The organism is Cupriavidus neocaledonicus (assembly GCF_000372525.1).
GTDB classification, from domain to species: domain Bacteria; phylum Pseudomonadota; class Gammaproteobacteria; order Burkholderiales; family Burkholderiaceae; genus Cupriavidus; species Cupriavidus neocaledonicus.
The window spans coordinates 94,953-112,153 of sequence record NZ_AQUR01000106.1 but is presented as its reverse complement, the minus strand read 5'-3'; the positions used below and the strand labels follow the sequence as shown (position 1 = coordinate 112,153).

Genomic DNA, 17,201 nt, shown 5'->3' with positions numbered 1-17,201 from the left:
AAACATTCGTTGCATAATGGGGAAGCGCCCTGCGGCACAGGCCCTGCATCTCCAGAAAGCGCCCTGCCGCCCAGGTTTTCCCCTCACGGCGGTGCCACGCCCCCCCCCCTGCAGCGCCCGTGGTCGGGCACGGCCACCAGGTCCCGCAGAACGCGGGCGGCGGCGGATCGAGCCATTGGTGTCCGAGCCCAGGGACAGGCGCGAGGGGCCGGCGCCAGGCGGACCGTCGCGCCGAAACAAAAAAGGGCGGCAACGCCCCCCTTCAATGACCCGGCCGCTGCCCGGCCAGCCTGCGCTACCAGCCCTATCCGGGCGTCACATCCTGTGACGCCCCCACCATGGTCAGCGCGTTGCCGTGCTCGTCCAGCGTGACCTCGCCTTCCTCGTGGATGTCGCGCAGGCTGCCGTCCGGCAGCTGGATGCGGTAGTCGACGCGATACGGCGCCTTGTCGACGATGGCGGCGCGGATCGCGGCCTGCACGCGCGGGCGGTCCGCCTCTACGATCGATGCGAGGTAGCGCTCCATGGTCACCTTGAATGCCTGCGGGGCCCAGCCGAAGATGCGGTAGGCCTCGTCGGTCCAGGCGCAGTCGTCGGTCTGGATGTTCCAGTACCAGCCGCCCAGATGGGCAATCTGCTGCGCCTTGGCCAGCAGCGCCTCGCTCTGGCGCAGCGCGGCCTCGGCGCGACGGCGCTCGGTGATGTCTAGGCTGACGCCGATCATCTTGACCGGGCGCTGGTCGAAATCGCGCACCAGCGTGGCCCGCGACGAGATCCAGCGCGTGTTGTCCTCATGCACCACGCGGAATTCCCATTCGTGCATCTCCTGCGCACCCAGCGTGCGCGCCAGCACTTCCTTCAGCCGCGCCACGTCGCCGGGATGCACGCAGGCCCAGAAGTCATCCATGTTGCGGATATGGCGGCCAAACAGAGAGACGTCGTTGGACGAATAGGTCAGGCCATCGGTCAGCACGTTCCATTCCCAGGTGACGATGCCCGAGACCTCCTGCGCAAACTTCATCCGCGCCTCGCTTTCCATGATCTCGGCGAGGTGCTTCTGGCGCAGTTCCTTGATATGCGGGTCCGATGCGGTGCTGGCCTCGAGGTCGGCGATGGCCTGCTCGCCGTAGCGCAGCCACAGCCAGTTGACGCCCAGGAAGCGTGCCAGCGCCAGCAGGCGTTCGTATTCGATCTCGCCGCCGCGCGTCCACTTGTGCACGGCCGACGGCGATACCGACAGGGCCTCGGCCACCTGCTTGAGCATGATCCTTTTGCCTTCCAGCACCCCCTTCAGGCGCGTGGCAAAAGTGTCTTCGGACATGGGCGCTCCTCCGCTTTTTTTCAACCGATGGTGAATTGAGTAACTCGAACCATACACCATCCCCGGATTTCGCGCGAATCGATAGTCAACATCAACTTTATTTGGAAATTTCATCGATTTTTTGAATTGCAACAACCCCGCTCGCCTCACTAGACTTCCCTTCACATCACCAATGGTAATTTAATTAACCATTAGTGAATTGATAAAGCATCAAGGCTAACGAGGAGACAATCCCATGCAAGAGACCGCCGCCCCCGCCTGTACTACGCCGCCGCTCGCCTACACGTTGCCGGCCCACTACTACACCTCGCAGGAAGTCTTCGAGCAGGAGAAGAAGACCATCTTTGCGCGCAGCTGGGTGTGCGTGATGCACAAGAGCCAGGTGGCCGAGAACAACCAGTACGCCACCGCCCAGGTTGCGGGCGAGAACATCTTCGTGGTGCGCGGCCGCGACGGCGTGCTGCGCGCGTTCTACAACGTCTGCCCGCACCGTGCGCATGAACTGTTCGCCGACGGCGCCGGCAAGGCGAAGAACGTGATCACCTGCCCCTACCACGCCTGGTCGTTCGGACTGGACGGCAAGCTGATCCACGTGCGCAACGCCGAGAACGTGCCGGGCTTCTGCAAGGACAACGCCGGGCTGACGCCGGTGCGCGTGGAAGAGTTCTGCGGCCTGGTATTCGTCAACCTCGACATGGACGCGCAGCCGCTGTCGGAGCTGGCCGCCGGGCTGAACGACGAAATCCGAGCGCGCTGCCCGGACGTCGACCAGCTGGTGCCGGCGCACAAGCTCAGCTACGAGATGAAGGCCAACTGGAAGGTGGTGGTCGACAACTACCTGGAATGCCTGCACTGCCAGACCGCGCACCCGGCGCTGGTCGAGTCGATCCGCATGGAGACCTACAAGCACGAAGTGCGCGGCCTCTACACCAGCCAGGTGGGCCAGACCCGCTCGGGCAGCGATGCCTTCACCTATGACAGCGACGCGCCCAACACCGACTTCGCCGCGTACTGGCTGTGGCCCAACGTGACGCTGAACGTGCTGCCGGGCGACGGCAACTACGGCGTGTTCTACATGTTCCCGGTGGATGCCGACACCACCATCCAGCACTTCGAGTTCTACTTCCGCGACAGCACGCCCACCGCCGAACAGGAACAGCTGATCGAGTACTACAAGAACGTGCTCAAGCCCGAAGACCTGAGCATCGTCGAATCCGTGCAGCGCGGCCTGAAGTCGCGTGGCTACCGCAACGGGCAGGGCCCGCTGCTGGTCACCGACGACAAGACCTCCGCCATCGGCGAGCACGGCGTGCAGCACTTCCAGCAGATGGTGCTCGACGCCCTGGCCGCCTGAAACCACCCGATCAACCGGAACCGCAGCAATGATCCAGACCCAGCTCTATATCGACGGCCAGTGGCAGTCGCCCATCGACCAAGGCACGCGCGCCATCGTCAGCCCGGCCGACGAATCGGTGATCGCCCAGGCCGCCGAAGCCACCCGCGCCGACGCGCGCCTGGCCATCGCGGCCGCGCGCAAGGCCTTTGACGGCCCGTGGCGCCAGACCACGATCCGCGACCGCGCCAGGCTGCTGAACAAGATTGCCGAACTGATCGACCGCGATGCCGAAAAGCTCGCCCACCTCGAATCGCTCAACACCGGCAAGACGCTGACCGAAAGCCGCACCGACATGGGCGACATCGCCGCCACCTTCCGCTACTTTGCCGGGCTGGTGGCATCGGAAGCAGGCGCCGTCAACGAAGCGCCGCACCACGTGATCAGCCGCACGCTGCGCGAGCCGGTCGGCGTATGCGGCCTGATCACGCCGTGGAACTATCCGCTGCTGCAGGCCGCGTGGAAGATCGCGCCGGCGCTGGGCGCGGGCAACACCGTGGTGATCAAGCCCAGCAACCTGACGCCGCTGACCACGCACCATTTCACGCAGCTGGTGGCCGAGCTGGACCTGCCGCCGGGCGTGTTCAACCTGGTGACCGGCGGCGCCGAGGTGGGCGCGGAACTGGCCGAAAGCCTCGACGTGGACCTGGTGTCCTTCACCGGCGGCGCCTTTGCCGGCGAGAGCATCATGAAGGCCGCCACCGGCAACTTCAAGCGTATCGGCCTGGAGCTTGGCGGCAAGAACCCGAACATCGTCTTCGCCGACGCCGACCTCGATGCCGCGGTCGACTACGCGCTCAACGCCGCGTTCTTCCACGCCGGCCACCTGGAGATGTACCTGCAGTACGAATGCACCAAGCCGGTCTCGCTGTACCCGGCGCTGCAGTGGTGGAACAAGCCGGCGATCGGCATCGAGTGGTACCTGCGCGGCACCGGCACGGCGGCCTCCAACCACTTCGAGGCCGGCGGCTTTATCCGCAGCAGCGACGAGTTCGCCTGGCCCAACCTGCAGTACCACTTCATCCCGCTGGCGATGAACTACGACGGCAGCAACCCGGTGAAGTCGCACGGCTTCCAGTGCCACGTGGGCTCGATGCGCTCGCCCAGCACCGGCTTCGTCAAGCTGGCCAGCCGCGATCCGCGCGTCAAGCCGCGGCTGCTGTTCAACTACATGGCGCACGACGTCGACTGGCGCGAGTTCCGCGCCGCGGTACGGCTGACGCGCGAGATCATCGGCCAGCAGGCGATGGACCAGTTCCGCGGCCGCGAGATCAAGCCCGGCATGATGGTGCAGAGCGATGCCGAGATCGACGCCTTCGTGCGCGCGCATGCCGAGACCGCGCTGCATCCATCCTGCACCTGCAAGATGGGCGACGCCTCCGACCCGATGGCGGTGGTCGACAACCAGGGCCGCGTGCACGGGCTGTCGGGCCTGCGCGTGGTCGATGCGTCGATCATGCCGAAGATCGTGACCGGCAACCTGAACGCGCCCACCATCATGATGGCCGAGAAGCTCGCCGACGTGATCCGTGGCCGTGCGCCACTGCAGCGTTCGACCGCGCCTTACTACAAGGCGACGCCCGCGCGCATGCGGACGGTGGCGGAGCGCGCGCAACCGCCTGCCGCGCGCATGCCCCTGCCCCTGCCTGCCTGACCCCAGCGGCGCGGCGCGCGGGCCTTGCGCCCGAATCCTGACTGCGGCACCTGTGCTGCCGGGACCTGCATCCCGGCGGGCAGCGTGCGCCCGGTCGGACGCGTCGCGCCACACCACCACCACCCAGGCCGGCAACCCAACACACAAACCCAGACCGGCTGCACGGAGGAGACAAAACCATGCCGAGCAAACGCTTTGCCGCCAGACCAACCCTGTGCCGCGCCCTGTCGGGCGCCCTGCCCCTGCTGCTGTGCCAGGCGCTGCCCGCGCTGGCGCAGGCCGGCGGCGACACCACGCTGGCGGTCGCGCCGGTGCCGCAGGTCGCCGCTACCGTTGCGCCCGCCGAGGCCACCGCGGCAACTTCGCCCTGGAGCGCCAACATGACGCTGACGTCCCAGTACGTGTCGCGCGGTTTTCGCCAGACCTGGGGCAAGCCCGCGGTGCAGGGCGGCGTCGACTACAGCCACCCGAGCGGCTTTTCCGCCGGCACCTGGATGTCGAGCGTCAGCGACAAGTTCATCGAGGGCGGCACCGTCGAATGGGACCTGTACGCCGGCTATACCGGCAGCGTCGGCGACTTCGTCTACGCGGGCCAGGTCTACTACTACCTCTACCCCGGCGCGAAGCTGCAATACGCGCAGACCAAGTACAACTACGGCGAGGCGGTCGCGTCGCTGACGTACAAGTGGTTCAACGTCAAGTACTGGCTGACGTATACCCCCGACTACTTCGGCTACAACAGCGCCTCGCTGCTGTCCGGCAACAACCTGCACAGCCGCGGCTCCGGCTACCTCGACATCAACGGCACCTTCGACCTGGGCCACGGCGTCACGCTGCTGCTGCACTACGGCCAGGAGCGCGTGCGCAACTTTGCCGCCTACAACTTCCGCGACGTGCGCGTGGCGCTGTCCAAGGCCTTCGAGGGCGGCTGGACCGTGACCGGCGCCTACACGCGCGGCTGGGGCCGCACCGACGTCTACGACAAGTACACCACCGGCGCGCTGGATTCTTCCGGCAACCCGTCCGTTTCCAATCCGCTGAAGAGCACGTTCCTGGTCTCGCTGACCAAGACGTTCTGACGGCGTTTATCCACCGTTGTATCACTGCCTGACGAAGCACACCACCATGGCCTCCCTGGGTCTTACCGACGCAACCGGACTTGTCGGCGTTGCCGCCTACGTTGCCGCGCACTTTGCCGTGCAGGTCCTGCACAAATCCCCGACCGGCAGGCTGGCCGTCGTTCTCAACGTGATCGGGCCTGGCTGCATCCTGATCTCGCTGGCCGGGGCGTTCAACCTGGCGTCGTTCCTGACCCAGTGCTTCTGGCTGGTCCTGACATTGCTGGGCTGGTGGCGCAATCGCCGGGCCGGACGCGCCGGACGCGCGATGGTGGAAACGCTGGGCGCGCCGCGCCCCGGACAGCCCGTGCAGCCGTAGCAAAAGAGGACGGCCGGCACTTTGCAACGCGATACAAAACTTCCGTTGCCTTGATCCGGCGTCGTTCCTATACTCACCAAAACACCATAGGTAATCTAATTTACCTACGGTAAATCGAAAGACCGGAGTATCAGGCGCCCTGTGAATCGGGCCACTGGCAACCCGGGACGACAACAGGAGACAACCATGAGAAACGCCCCCAGAATCCCCGCCAGACATTCCCGACCGTCGTAACCCCGGCAGGCAGTACCGCAACGTACCCACCCAGACCGCAGACGGCAGACCGTGACGGAGCCCCGCTCCGGCAACACGGCAACCGGGAAGCAAGGAGACATCGTGTATTCACAGAAAGACGTGCTGTCGCTCGGCGCGCAGGCGCCGCTCGCCCCCGCGCAGCAACCCCAGCAGCAAACCCAGCAACCCACCGCATCGCACGAACTGCAGCGCAGCCTGACCTGGAAGGACGCCTTCTGGGTCACCAGCGGCGTGCCCGCGGGCGTGCTCTTCACCATCGGCGGCGTGTCCGCCACCATCGGCAACCCGGCCTGGGTGATCTGGGTCCTCGCCATCCTGGTCGGCTTCGCCCAGTGCTTCGTCTACGCCGAGATCTCCGGCCTGTATCCGCACAAGTCGGGCGGCGCGTCGGTGTACGGCGCGCTGGGCTGGGTCCGCTACAGCAAGTTCGTCGCACCGGTCTCCGTCTGGTGCAACTGGGTGGCGTGGTCGCCGATGCTGGCGCTCGGCACCAGCCTGGCGGCCGGCTATATGCTGAGCGCGCTGTTCCCGGCCAATTCGGTGATCAACACCTGGCAGCTGACGCTGGTGGACCTGGGCTTCGTCAGCAAGGGCCTGACGCTGCGGGTGAATTCCACCTTTCTGCTCGCCACCGCGTTCCTGCTGATCACCTTCAAGCTGCAGCACAGCGGCGCCTCTGCGGCAGCGACCACGCAGCGCATCCTGGGCATCGCCTCGCTGACGCCGCTGGTGGTGATCGCGCTGGTGCCGCTGTTCACCGGCGACATGCCTTCGACCAGCTTCTTCCCGCTGCTGCCGCTGACGCATGACGCCTCCGGCGCCGCGGTGCTGGGCGGCTGGAACGCCGCCGGCATCAGCACGGCGATGGGCGCGATGTTCCTGGCGTGCTGGTCGACCTTCGGCTTCGAGACCGCGGTGTGCTACACCCGCGAGTTCAAGGACCCGCAGAAGGACACCTTCAAGGCGATCTTCTGGTCCGGCGTGCTGTGCCTGTTCATGTTCATCGCGGTGCCGATCGCCTTCCAGGGCTCGCTCGGGCTGCAGGGCATGCTGGCGCCCGACATCGTCGACGGCTCCGGCGTGGGCGCGGCGATGGCCAGGTTCGTCGGCGGCGGCGCGGTGGTGTTCAACGTGATCGTGGTGATGCTGGTGCTGGCGATCCTGCTGATCGTGATGACCTCGATGATGGGTTCGTCGCGCACGCTGTACCAGGCCTCGGTCGACGGCTGGCTGCCGCGCTACCTCTCGCACGTGAACGAGCACGGCTCGCCCACGCGCGCGATGTGGACGGACCTGCTGTTCAACCTGTTCCTGCTGCTGATGTCGAACTACATGGCAGTGCTGTCGATCTCCAACGTCTGCTACATGATCTTCGTGTTCCTGAACCTGCAGTCGGGCTGGATCCACCGCATGGACCGCCCCGACTGGCCGCGGCCGTACAAGTGCAAGAACTGGCTGCTGGCGCTGGGCGCGTTCCTGGGCTTCTTCGACCTGGCCTTCGTCGGCGCCGGCGCCAACTTCCAGGGGGAACACACGCTGCGCAACGGCCTGATCGCCGCGCTGCTGATCGTGCCGGTGTTCATCTACCGCCATTACATCCAGGACAAGGGCCGCTTCCCCGAGTCGATGCGCCGCGACATGGAACTGCCCAACGCGCGCGCCGGCGTGCTGCCCTATGTGGCGCTGGTCGTCGGCGGGCTGGTGGTGTGGATTGCCGCCAGGCTGACGGTCATTACCTGATGACCCGGGCGGGCCGGCGCCATGCCGGTCCGCCTTCCCGCCCGCATTTCCCGCGTCTCCCGCAATCCCTGAATTCCGAGGTACCGCCATGACTGACACGCTCCGCGTACGCGTCGGCCGCGTCGAGCCGCTGGCCGCCGGCATCAAGCGCTTCACCCTGCAACCCTGCGACGGCGGTGCGCTGCCCGCCTTCGACAGCGGCAGCCACGTCGTCGTCCACATGGACGGTGGCCGGCTGCGCAACGCCTACTCGCTCACCAGCACGCTGGGCGAGCCCGGCCACTACCAGATCGCCGTGCGGCTGGAAGAAGCCTCGCGCGGCGGCTCGCGCTTCATGCACGAGCAGGTACGCGAAGGCGACGAACTGCGCATCGGCGCCCCCGGCAACCTGTTCAGCCTGGACCACGGCGCCGGCCGCCACCTGCTGATCGCCGGCGGCATCGGCATCACGCCGTTCATGACGCATATCCAGGCGCTGGCCGCGCGCGGCGCCGCCTTCGACCTGCACTACTGCTTCCGCAACACGCAGTCCGCCGCCTTCCTCGATGTGCTGCCGGCCACGCTGCCACCCGGCCAGCTGCACCTGTATGAAAGCGACAGCGGCACCCTGCTCGACATCCCCGCGCTGATCGCCGCACAGCCCGCCGATACCCACGTCTACGTATGCGGCCCGGCCCCGCTCAACGACGCCGTGGTCAACGCCGCGCGCGCCGCCGGCTGGGATCCAGCGCGCATCCACTTCGAGCAGTTCCGCAACGAGGTCGACGCCACCGGCGGCGCCTTCGAGGCCGTGCTGCAAAAGAGCGGGATGACGCTGCAGGTGGGCGCCGACGAATCCCTGCTGCGCGCGATCGAAAAGGCCGGGGTCAAGGTGGACTGCATGTGCCGCGAGGGCATCTGCGGCTCCTGCGAAACCGCCATCCTCGAGGGCGAGGCCGACCACCGCGACCAGTACCTGTCCGACGCCGAGAAGGCGGCGCAGAAGAGCATGATGCTGTGCGTGTCGCGCTGCAGGGGGCAGCGGCTGGTGCTGGATCTGTGAGGGGATGGCAGACTTGCAACCTTTTGGTTGCATTTCACGGGCGGGGCGCCTACGATGCAACCATCGTGTTGCATGTTTGACACCTGAACCAGGAGACCGCCCATGCCTTCCGACACCGACCGCATCGAACGCAGCATCCTGATCGAAGCTCCCGTCGCGCGCGTCTGGCACGCCCTTGCCGATGCCGATACCTTTGGCAGCTGGTTCGGCGTGCGCTTCGACGGCGCCACCTTCGCGGCCGGCCAGCGCGTGGTGGGCAGCATCACCTATCCGGGTTACGAATACCTGAAGTTCGACGTCCACGTCGAACGCATGGAGCCGGAACGGCTGCTGTCGTGGCGCTGGCATCCGGCGCCGCTGGAACGCGGGCGCGATTACTCGGACGAGCCCGCCACGCTGGTGGAATTCATGCTGCGCGAGGTGGAAGGCGGCACCATGCTGACCGTGGTCGAGTCCGGCTTCGACCAGATCCCGCCCGAACGCCGCCAGGAAGCCTTCCGGCTCAACAGCGGCGGCTGGGACGAGCAGGTCAACAATATCCGCCAGCATGTTGCCGGCACTGCCTGAGGCGCTGCCGGACGCGCCGCAACTGCGGCAGTCCGCCGCGGTGTTTGCCGCGCTCGGCGACGAAACCCGGCTGCGGCTGGTGGCGGTGCTGTGCGCCGGCGGCGCGATGTCGATCGCGCAACTGACGGCGGGCAGCGCCATGACGCGGCAGGCGGTGACCAAGCACCTGCAGGTGCTGGCGCAGGCAGGGCTGGTGCACGACAGCCGCGCCGGACGCGAGCGCCTGTGGCAGTTCGAGCCCGGCCAGCTGGAAGCCGCGCGCCGGTCGCTGGAAGCGATCGGGCGGCAATGGGAGTTTGCGCTGGGCAAGTTGAAGGTGGCGGTGGAGCGCGAGCACTAGCTGGCTACCTCAATTGTGCAGCCGGGTTGCGCGCCTCTCCCGCTTGCGGGAGAGGGACCAAGCAAGCAGTCGTCGGCTGCCGCGCAGGTCACGAAGTCACGCCTTATCACCGCTATACTGACAGCCCCGCCCATTCCGGCAAAAGGAAGCGCGCAGTGGCTGACCACGACCTGTCCAGGCTCAAGATCGACCGGCAAGCCGCCGCGGCCGGCGTGCGTGTCCGCCCGCGGCGCCGGTGGCTGCGCTACGCGGCCATCGCGGTGGTGTTGCTGGCGCTGGCCGGCATTGCCATCCGGCTGGCCAGCCCGCGGCCGGTGCAGACCGCCACCGTCACCTCGGCCTACCCTACGCAGAACTTCACGCTACTGAACGCCACCGGCTATGTCGTGCCGCAGCGCAAGGCGGCGGTCGCATCGAAGGCGCAGGGCCGGCTGGAATGGCTGGGCGTGCTCGAAGGCTCGCGCGTGAAGAAGGACGAGGTCATCGCGCGGCTGGAAAGCAAGGACGTGGCCGCGGCGTTCGCGCAGGCGCAGGCGCAGGTCCAGGTAGCGCAGGCCAACCTGGCGCTGCAGCAGGCCGAGCTGAAGGACGCCGAGGTGAACCTGCGCCGCTCCAGGATTCTGATCGTGCCGAACGCGATCTCGCGCACCCAGTACGACGCCGACGTGGCGCGCTTCGACAAGGCGCGGGCCTCGGTGAACAGCTCGCGCGCGTCGGTGGCGTCGGCACAGGCCAATGCGCGCGCGGCCGAGGTCGCGGTCGAGCAGACCGTGGTACGCGCGCCGTTCGACGGCGTGGTGCTGGTCAAGCATGCCAACGTGGGCGACAACATCACGCCCTTCTCCGCCGCGGCCGACACCAAGGGTGCGATCGTCACCATCGCCGACATGGAGACGCTGGAAGTCGAAGCCGATGTCGCCGAATCCAATATCGCCCGGATCCGCGTCGACCAGCCCTGCGAGCTGCTGCTCGACGCCCTGCCCGGCCTGCGCCTGGCCGGGCAGGTTTCGCGCATCGTGCCGACGGTGGACCGCTCCAAGGCCACGGTGCTGGTCAAGGTGCGCTTTGTCGGCCGCGATGCGCGCGTGCTGCCGGACATGAGCGCCAAGATCGCCTTCCTGTCGCGCGCGGCCACCGCGCAGGACCGCCAGCCGGTGGTCGCGGTGCAGCCTGCGGCAATCGCCACGCGCGACGGCCGCCAGGTGGTCTACGTGGTCCGGGACGGCAGGGCGCACGAGATGACGGTCAAGCGCGGCGACAAGCTGGGCGAACTGGTGGCCGTGCAGGGCGTCAGGCCCGGCGACGTGGTGGTGCTGTCGCCCGGCGACCAGATCGGCGACGGCAGCCGCGTCACCACCGCCAAGCCATGAGCGAGAGCCGCATGCGCGCCGCGCCGCTGGTGCAGATCGACCACGTCGCCAAGTCCTACCGGCGCGGCGTGCAGACCGTGCCGGTGCTGACCGACATCTCGCTGGAGATCGGCGAAGGCGATTTCGTCGCGCTGATGGGCCCCTCGGGCTCGGGCAAGAGCACGCTGCTGAACCTGATTGCCGGCATCGACCGCCCCGACCGCGGCACGCTGCGCGTCGCCGGGCTGGACATCACGCAATTGCCGGAAGCGGCGCTGGCCGACTGGCGCGCCGCCAATGTCGGCTTTATCTTCCAGTTCTACAACCTGATGCCGGTGCTGACCGCGTTCGAGAACGTCGAGCTGCCGCTGATGCTGACGCGCCTGCCGCGCGCGGAGCGGCGCGCGCGCGTGGAACTGGTGCTGGACATGGTCAACCTGGCCGACCGCATGAGCCATTATCCGTCGGAGCTGTCGGGCGGCCAGCAGCAGCGCGTGGCGATCGCGCGCGCGCTGATCACCGACCCCGCGCTGATCGTCGCCGACGAGCCCACCGGCGACCTCGACCGCACCTCCGCGGCCGAGATCCTGGCGATGATGCAGCGGCTCAACGCCGATGCCGGCAAGACCATCATCATGGTCACGCACGACGCCCACGCCGCCGCCGCCGCCGGCTCGCTGGTCCACCTGGAAAAGGGGGAACTGATCCGTGGCGAGCCAGCGTAGCCTTCGTTCACCATGTACGCGCTCAAGCTGATCGCCCGCAATGCGCTGCGGCACAAGCTGCGCACCACGCTGACGGTGTTCGGGCTGGTGATCGCGGTGCTGGCGTTCGGGCTGCTGCAGACCGTGATCGATGCCTGGTATGCCGGCGCGTCGGCCGCCTCCAGCGCGCGGCTGGTCACGCGCAATGCGATCTCGCTGGTGTTCCCGCTGCCGCTCAGCTATGAAAGCCGCATCAAGGGCATCGACGGCGTGACCATGGTGGCGCGCTCCAACTGGTTCGGCGGCGTCTATCGCGATCCCAAGAACTTCTTCGCGCAGTTCGCGGTGTCCGACAACTACCTCGACCTCTACCCCGAGTTCATCGTGACCGACGCGCAGCGCGCCGACTACCAGCGCGACCGCAAGGGCGCGCTGGTGGGGCGCCAGCTGGCCGACCAGTTCGGCTTCAAGGTCGGCGACGTCATCCCCATCAAGGGCACCATCTATCCGGGCACCTGGGAGTTCGTGGTGCGCGGCATCATGGACGGGCGCGACGAGAGCACCATCACGCGCCAGATGGTGTTCCACTGGGAATACCTGAACGAGACCGTGCGCAAGCGCACCCCGCGCCAGGCCGACCAGGTCGGCGTCTATATATTGGGCGTCGGCAACCCCGACAACACCGCGGCGATCTCGCGCCAGGTCGACGGCGTGTTCCGCAATTCGCTGGCCGAAACCCTGACCGAAACCGAGCAGGCCTTCCAGCTGGGCTTTGTCGCGATGTCCAACCAGATCATCGCGGCGATCCGTGTGGTGTCGTATGTGGTGATCGTGATCATCATGGCGGTGATGGCCAACGCCATGGCGATGAGCGCGCGCGAGCGCACCGTGGAATACGCCACGCTCAAGGCGCTGGGCTTCGGCCCCGGCTTCCTGGCGCTGCTGGTGTTCGGCGAATCGCTGGCGCTGTGCGTGGCCGGCGGCGCGCTCGGCATGCTCGCCACGCCGCCGGTGGCAAGCGCTTTCAAGCAGGCGGTGGGCGGCGTGTTCCCGGTATTCACGGTATCGCCGCAGACCATGCGGTTGCAGGCGGCGTGCGCACTGGCGGTGGGCATCTTTGCCGGCATCGTGCCGGCGCTGCAGGCGGCGCGCGTGCGCATCGTCGAGGGCCTGCGGGCCATCGGCTAGCGCCAGGAAGACTGCCGTGGCGATCCCGCTGACCTATATCGCGCGCAACCTGTGGGCCCGGCGCCTGACCACCGCGCTGACCGCGGCCGGCCTGGCGCTGGTGGTGTTCGTCTTCGCCACCATGCTGATGCTCGACGCCGGTCTGAAGAAGACGCTGGTCACCACCGGCGAGCACGACAACGTGGTGGTGATCCGCAAGGGCGCCGAGACCGAGATCCAGAGCGCGGTCAACCGCGACCAGGCGAGCATCATCGAGATGCATCCGGCCGTGGCCATGAACGGCGACGGCCGGCCGCTGGCGTCGCGCGAGGCCGTGGTGCTGATCTCGCTGACCAAGGCCAGCACCGGCCAGCCGTCCAACGTGGTGATCCGCGGCCTCTCGCCGGCGGGCATGGCGCTGCGTCCGCAGGTGCGGCTGGTGGCCGGGCGCCTGTTCCGGCCAGGCTCGTCCGAGATCATCGTCGGCAGCAGTATCGCCGGCGGCTTTGCCGGCGTGCAGATCGGCGAGCACCTGCGCTTCGCGCAGCGCGACTGGACCGTGGTCGGACACTTCGACGCCGGCGGCAGCGGCTTCGACTCCGAGATCTGGGGCGACGTCGACCAGCTGATGCAATCGTTCCGGCGCAACGCGTATTCGTCGATGGTGGTCAGGCTCGCCGATTCCGCGCTGTTCGAGCGTTTTCGCGCCGATCTCGACGTCGATCCGCGCCTCGCCGACGAGGCCAAGCGCGAGCAGGCCTTCTACAGCGACCAGTCCAAGGCGCTGTCCGGCTTTATCAATATCCTGGGCTTTACGCTGTCCACCATCTTCTCGATCGCGGCGATGATCGGCGCCATGATCACCATGTATGCGTCGGTGGCCAACCGCGTGGCGGAGATCGGCACGCTGCGCGCGCTTGGCTTCCAGCGTGCCAGCGTGCTGGCCGCGTTCCTGGCCGAAGCGGCGCTGCTGGGCCTGGTCGGCGGCGCCGCGGGCTTGGCGTGCGCGGCGCTGATGCAGTTCGCCTCGTTCTCGACCACCAACTTCCAGACCTTTGCCGACCTGTCGTTCCGCTTTATCCTGACGCCGGCGATTGCGCTGCAGACGCTGGCGTTCTCGATGGCGATGGGGCTGGTGGGGGGATTCCTGCCGGCGGTGCGGGCGGCGCGGATGAATATCGTGGAGGCGTTGCGGGCGCGTTGATCCTATCCATCACGCGTTGGTTTGCTCCCCTCTCCCGCTTGCGGGAGAGGGGCGGGGGTGAGGGCCGGCGCCTCCACGACAGTTATGTCCTGAAAAACCACTGCCCCTGCTCGATGTGGTTCCCAGCCAGACCACCCCTCACCCCGGACCTCTCCCCATGAGGGGAGAGGGAGAACACCATCGCCCTTGCGCGACTCATCCTTTCCTTGCCTTCTCCCCGGTGTCCGACTACAACCCGTAGTGATGCTTGCTACGCGTCAGGACGCCCCCGATGAACCTTGACCTGCTGGCCTCATTGCTGACCGCCGTGGTGGTGCTGTTGATCGGTACGCTGGTCAACCGCAGCGTCGGCGTGCTGTCGCGCTACAACATTCCCGATCCCGTCACCGGCGGCCTGCTGTTTGCAATGGTCGCGTCGACGGCGCTGGCGGCGGTGAACTTCCGCGTGGCGATCGATCCCGCCATGAAGCCGGTGCTGCTGCTGATGTTCTTCGGCGGCGTCGGCCTCTGTGCGGACTTGCGCATGCTCCGGCGCGGCGGCAAGGCGCTGGTGATCTTCCTGATCATCCTGCTGCCTTACATCGTGGTGCAGAACGTGGTGGGCGTGGCCATGGCGCGGGTGCTGGACCTGCATCCGATCTTCGGCCTGGTGAGCGGCTCCATCACGCTGGTGGGCGGGCACGGCACCGGCGCCGCCTATGCCGAACGCTTTGCCGAGGTCAACAACCTGCAGGCGGTGATGGACCTGTCGATGACGGTGGCCACGGTCGGCCTGATCGTCGGCGGCATCATCGGCGGACCGGTGGCGCAATACCTGATCTCGCGCTACCGGCTGCGCTCGACCGCGCGCGAGGCCGGCGACACCGAGGAAGAAGCGGCGGCGGTCTCGCCCATCACCACCGTGGGCGCGCTGGCGTCGCTGGCCGGCATCCTGGCCGCGGTGATCGGCGGGCGCTGGATCGCCGCGCAGATGCCGACCGGCGCCATCACCATCCCGGGCTTCCTCTGGTGCATGATGCTCGGCATCGCCATCCGCAACCTGCTGCCCTTTGCCGGCATGCGCTTCGACGACCGCGCCACCGACCTGATCACCAACGTCTGCCTGTCGCTGTTCCTGGTGATGACGATGATGGCGCTGGACCTGGCCGACGTGGCGCTGTCCGCCGGCCCGTTCCTGCTGATCATCGCGATGCAGGTGGTGTTCATCATCCTCTACGTGGTGCTGGTGTGCTTCCGCTTCATGGGGCGCGACTACGAGGCCGCCGTCACTTCGGCCGCGTTCATCGGCTTCAACATGGGCTCGACCGCCACCGCCATGGCCAATATGCGCGCCATCACCGCGCGCTACGGGCCGGCGCCCACCAGCTACCTGATCACGCCGCTGGCCGGCGCGTTTTTCGTCGACCTGATGAACGCGTTCGTGCTGACCATGATGCTGGCGCTGCCGCTGATCGGGGGCTGAGATGGGGGCTGAGATGCGGCGCCACGCCCTGCTGACCCTGCTGTTCGCGGTGCTGGCCAGTGTTTGGCTGGCGGGATGCGGCGGCGGCCCGGCCGCCGACGGCATCCGCGCCGGCGTCGAAGAGCGGCTGGCGCTGGCGCTGCCGCCGGGCACGGTGCAGGTGGTGGAGCTGGAGCGCCGCGGCTCGCAGGCCGATACCAAGGCCCCCGCCGGCGAGACCCGCCGCATCGTCTATTTCGACGCGCAACTGAAACTGCTGCGCGACTATGACTTTGGCGCGTGGGATTCGCCCGGCGTGGCCGGGCTGGTGTCGGCGCTGGGCGCGGGTCCGCGCGGCATCACCGGCATCACCAGCGGCGGCAACAAGGCCGGCGACCTCATCCTTGCCCACGGCACCGCGCTGTACCGGCGCGACGGCGAGCGCTGGGTCGGCGTGCTGCCGGCCGGCTACCGCCCAGCCGAAGCCCCGGCCGTGGCCACCAATGCGCCGAGCGGCCCGGCGGCGATCCTCGACGCGATGCGCAAGGTGATCGACTCGGTGCAGAAGGATGCCTCGCCGGCACAGCGCGCGGTGATCGAGCAGGAGCTGACCACCGCGCACGCCAATATCCGCGCGCGGCTGGCGCGGGTCAACGAAGGCTATGCCATTGCCGCCGGCGCCGAGCACGGCCAGTACCTGCGCTTTGTGCAGGCGCTGGTGGGCGGCACGCGCGTGCGCGCGATCCCGCTGGTGACGCACGGCGGCGAAGAGAACCTGCGCCTGCTGCGCGCGGGCAAGGTTTCGGTGGCACTGGCGCAGGGCGATGCCGCGCTGGATGCCTACGAGGGCAAGGACGCGTTTGCCGAGGACGGGCCGCAGGCCTCGCTGCGCGCCATCGGCAGCCTCTATCCGGAACCGGTGCATGTGCTGGTGCGCGACGGCGATCCGGCGCGCTCGGTGTCGGACCTGCGCGGCAAGCGCATCGCCGTGGGCGAGCGCGGCTCGGCCTCGCGCCATACCGCGCTGCGTGTGCTGGCCGCGCATGGCCTGGCGGACAAGGACTTCAAGGCCGAGGAAGTGGGGCTGGGCACCGGCCTGGTGGCGCTGCGCCAGAACCAGGTCGACGCCGTGATCCAGGTGATCGGCGTACCCGCGGACAGCATCCGCGATGCGCTGGCGGAAATGCCGCTGCGGCTGCTGCCGCTGGATGAAAAGGCCATCACCGCGCTGGTGGACCGCAAGGCAGGCTATTTCCGCGCGGCGATTGCGCCGGGCACCTATCCCGGCCTGAGCCAGCCGGTGCGCACCATTGCCACCGCGGCCGTGCTGGTCACCGGGCCGGACCTGTCCGACGCCGAAGTGGCCGACCTGACGCGGCTGGTCTACCGCAACGGGCGTGATCTGGTCGCGCGCGGCAGCGCCCAGGGCGGACAGATTGCCGTGGCCACGGCGCGCCAGGGCCTGATGATTCCGCAGCACCTGGCGGCGGCCAAGGCGCTGGACGCCATGGGTCCGGCTGGCGCCGCGCCGGGCTCCGCCAGGCCTGGCCGGCCACCGGCAGCGTCCGGGACGCGGGTCAGATAAGG

The 17,201-nt window shown here is 67.8% G+C and carries 15 protein-coding genes; 14 read left to right on the top strand and 1 reads right to left on the bottom strand.

Annotated features, from left to right (window positions below; genetic code table 11):
• Positions 1-304: 304 nt before the first annotated feature.
• Positions 305-1,321 (bottom strand): helix-turn-helix domain-containing protein, encoded by a 1,017-nt coding sequence (locus A3AG_RS32045; protein ID WP_018008301.1) that lies wholly within the window; start codon positions 1,319-1,321, stop codon positions 305-307.
• A gap of 235 nt (positions 1,322-1,556) precedes the next feature.
• Here A3AG_RS32045 and A3AG_RS0126445 point away from each other — a divergent pair, with 235 nt between their 5' ends.
• The 14 genes from A3AG_RS0126445 to A3AG_RS0126375 all read left to right on the top strand — a co-directional run bounded on the left by A3AG_RS0126445 (position 1,557) and on the right by A3AG_RS0126375 (position 17,199).
• On the top strand, positions 1,557-2,675 hold the full coding sequence (locus A3AG_RS0126445) for an aromatic ring-hydroxylating oxygenase subunit alpha (RefSeq protein ID WP_018008300.1): 1,119 nt from the start codon (positions 1,557-1,559) through the stop codon (positions 2,673-2,675).
• Between the two features lie 28 nt (positions 2,676-2,703).
• Positions 2,704-4,368, top strand: a complete 1,665-nt coding sequence (locus A3AG_RS34895) for an aldehyde dehydrogenase family protein (RefSeq protein ID WP_051073572.1) — start codon at positions 2,704-2,706, stop codon at positions 4,366-4,368.
• 179 nt (positions 4,369-4,547) lie between these two features.
• The gene (locus A3AG_RS0126435) at positions 4,548-5,447 is read left to right on the top strand and encodes a TorF family putative porin (RefSeq protein ID WP_018008299.1); all 900 of its coding nucleotides are present in this window, start codon (positions 4,548-4,550) and stop codon (positions 5,445-5,447) included.
• Between the two features lie 46 nt (positions 5,448-5,493).
• A complete protein-coding gene (locus tag A3AG_RS0126430) occupies positions 5,494-5,805 on the top strand; it encodes a CBU_0592 family membrane protein (protein ID WP_018008298.1) in 312 nt (103 codons plus the stop codon).
• A 336-nt stretch (positions 5,806-6,141) separates the two neighbouring features.
• Positions 6,142-7,800, top strand: a complete 1,659-nt coding sequence (locus A3AG_RS0126425) for a trimethylamine N-oxide permease (protein WP_018008297.1) — start codon at positions 6,142-6,144, stop codon at positions 7,798-7,800.
• Positions 7,801-7,888: 88 nt separating this feature from the next.
• Positions 7,889-8,842 carry a PDR/VanB family oxidoreductase gene (locus A3AG_RS0126420; protein WP_018008296.1) on the top strand — a complete coding sequence of 318 codons (954 nt, stop codon included), beginning with the start codon at positions 7,889-7,891 and terminating at the stop codon, positions 8,840-8,842.
• A gap of 102 nt (positions 8,843-8,944) precedes the next feature.
• Complete coding sequence (locus A3AG_RS0126415) at positions 8,945-9,409, top strand: SRPBCC family protein (protein ID WP_018008295.1); 465 nt, start codon at positions 8,945-8,947, stop codon at positions 9,407-9,409.
• Positions 9,390-9,749 carry an ArsR/SmtB family transcription factor gene (locus A3AG_RS0126410; protein ID WP_018008294.1) on the top strand — a complete coding sequence of 120 codons (360 nt, stop codon included), beginning with the start codon at positions 9,390-9,392 and terminating at the stop codon, positions 9,747-9,749. The genes A3AG_RS0126415 and A3AG_RS0126410 overlap by 20 nt, the downstream gene beginning before the upstream one ends.
• 155 nt (positions 9,750-9,904) lie before the next feature.
• Complete coding sequence (locus A3AG_RS0126405) at positions 9,905-11,119, top strand: efflux RND transporter periplasmic adaptor subunit (RefSeq protein ID WP_026164490.1); 1,215 nt, start codon at positions 9,905-9,907, stop codon at positions 11,117-11,119.
• An 11-nt stretch (positions 11,120-11,130) separates the two neighbouring features.
• Positions 11,131-11,823, top strand: a complete 693-nt coding sequence (locus A3AG_RS0126400; RefSeq protein WP_026164489.1) for an ABC transporter ATP-binding protein — start codon at positions 11,131-11,133, stop codon at positions 11,821-11,823.
• Between the two features lie 12 nt (positions 11,824-11,835).
• Entirely contained in the window at positions 11,836-12,990 is a 1,155-nt protein-coding gene (locus tag A3AG_RS0126395; protein ID WP_018008291.1) for an ABC transporter permease, read from the top strand.
• A gap of 16 nt (positions 12,991-13,006) precedes the next feature.
• Positions 13,007-14,173, top strand: a complete 1,167-nt coding sequence (locus tag A3AG_RS0126390) for an ABC transporter permease (protein ID WP_018008290.1) — start codon at positions 13,007-13,009, stop codon at positions 14,171-14,173.
• Positions 14,174-14,444: 271 nt separating this feature from the next.
• Entirely contained in the window at positions 14,445-15,635 is a 1,191-nt protein-coding gene (gltS, locus tag A3AG_RS0126380; protein ID WP_018008288.1) for a sodium/glutamate symporter, read from the top strand.
• A gap of 13 nt (positions 15,636-15,648) precedes the next feature.
• Complete coding sequence (locus tag A3AG_RS0126375) at positions 15,649-17,199, top strand: TAXI family TRAP transporter solute-binding subunit (RefSeq protein ID WP_018008287.1); 1,551 nt, start codon at positions 15,649-15,651, stop codon at positions 17,197-17,199.
• Positions 17,200-17,201 lie beyond the last annotated feature (2 nt).

What these genes read in the sequence shown, in the direction of transcription:
- A3AG_RS32045 (WP_018008301.1), bottom strand. Translation starts at nt 1,321, where the DNA reads ATGTCCGAAGACACTTTTGCCACGCGCCTGAAGGGGGTGCTGGAAGGC.
- A3AG_RS0126445 (WP_018008300.1), top strand. Translation starts at nt 1,557, where the DNA reads ATGCAAGAGACCGCCGCCCCCGCCTGTACTACGCCGCCGCTCGCCTAC.
- A3AG_RS34895 (WP_051073572.1), top strand. Translation starts at nt 2,704, where the DNA reads ATGATCCAGACCCAGCTCTATATCGACGGCCAGTGGCAGTCGCCCATC.
- A3AG_RS0126435 (WP_018008299.1), top strand. Translation starts at nt 4,548, where the DNA reads ATGCCGAGCAAACGCTTTGCCGCCAGACCAACCCTGTGCCGCGCCCTG.
- A3AG_RS0126430 (WP_018008298.1), top strand. Translation starts at nt 5,494, where the DNA reads ATGGCCTCCCTGGGTCTTACCGACGCAACCGGACTTGTCGGCGTTGCC.
- A3AG_RS0126420 (WP_018008296.1), top strand. Translation starts at nt 7,889, where the DNA reads ATGACTGACACGCTCCGCGTACGCGTCGGCCGCGTCGAGCCGCTGGCC.
- A3AG_RS0126415 (WP_018008295.1), top strand. Translation starts at nt 8,945, where the DNA reads ATGCCTTCCGACACCGACCGCATCGAACGCAGCATCCTGATCGAAGCT.
- A3AG_RS0126410 (WP_018008294.1), top strand. Translation starts at nt 9,390, where the DNA reads ATGTTGCCGGCACTGCCTGAGGCGCTGCCGGACGCGCCGCAACTGCGG.
- A3AG_RS0126400 (WP_026164489.1), top strand. Translation starts at nt 11,131, where the DNA reads ATGCGCGCCGCGCCGCTGGTGCAGATCGACCACGTCGCCAAGTCCTAC.
- A3AG_RS0126395 (WP_018008291.1), top strand. Translation starts at nt 11,836, where the DNA reads ATGTACGCGCTCAAGCTGATCGCCCGCAATGCGCTGCGGCACAAGCTG.
- gltS (WP_018008288.1), top strand. Translation starts at nt 14,445, where the DNA reads ATGAACCTTGACCTGCTGGCCTCATTGCTGACCGCCGTGGTGGTGCTG.
- A3AG_RS0126375 (WP_018008287.1), top strand. Translation starts at nt 15,649, where the DNA reads ATGCGGCGCCACGCCCTGCTGACCCTGCTGTTCGCGGTGCTGGCCAGT.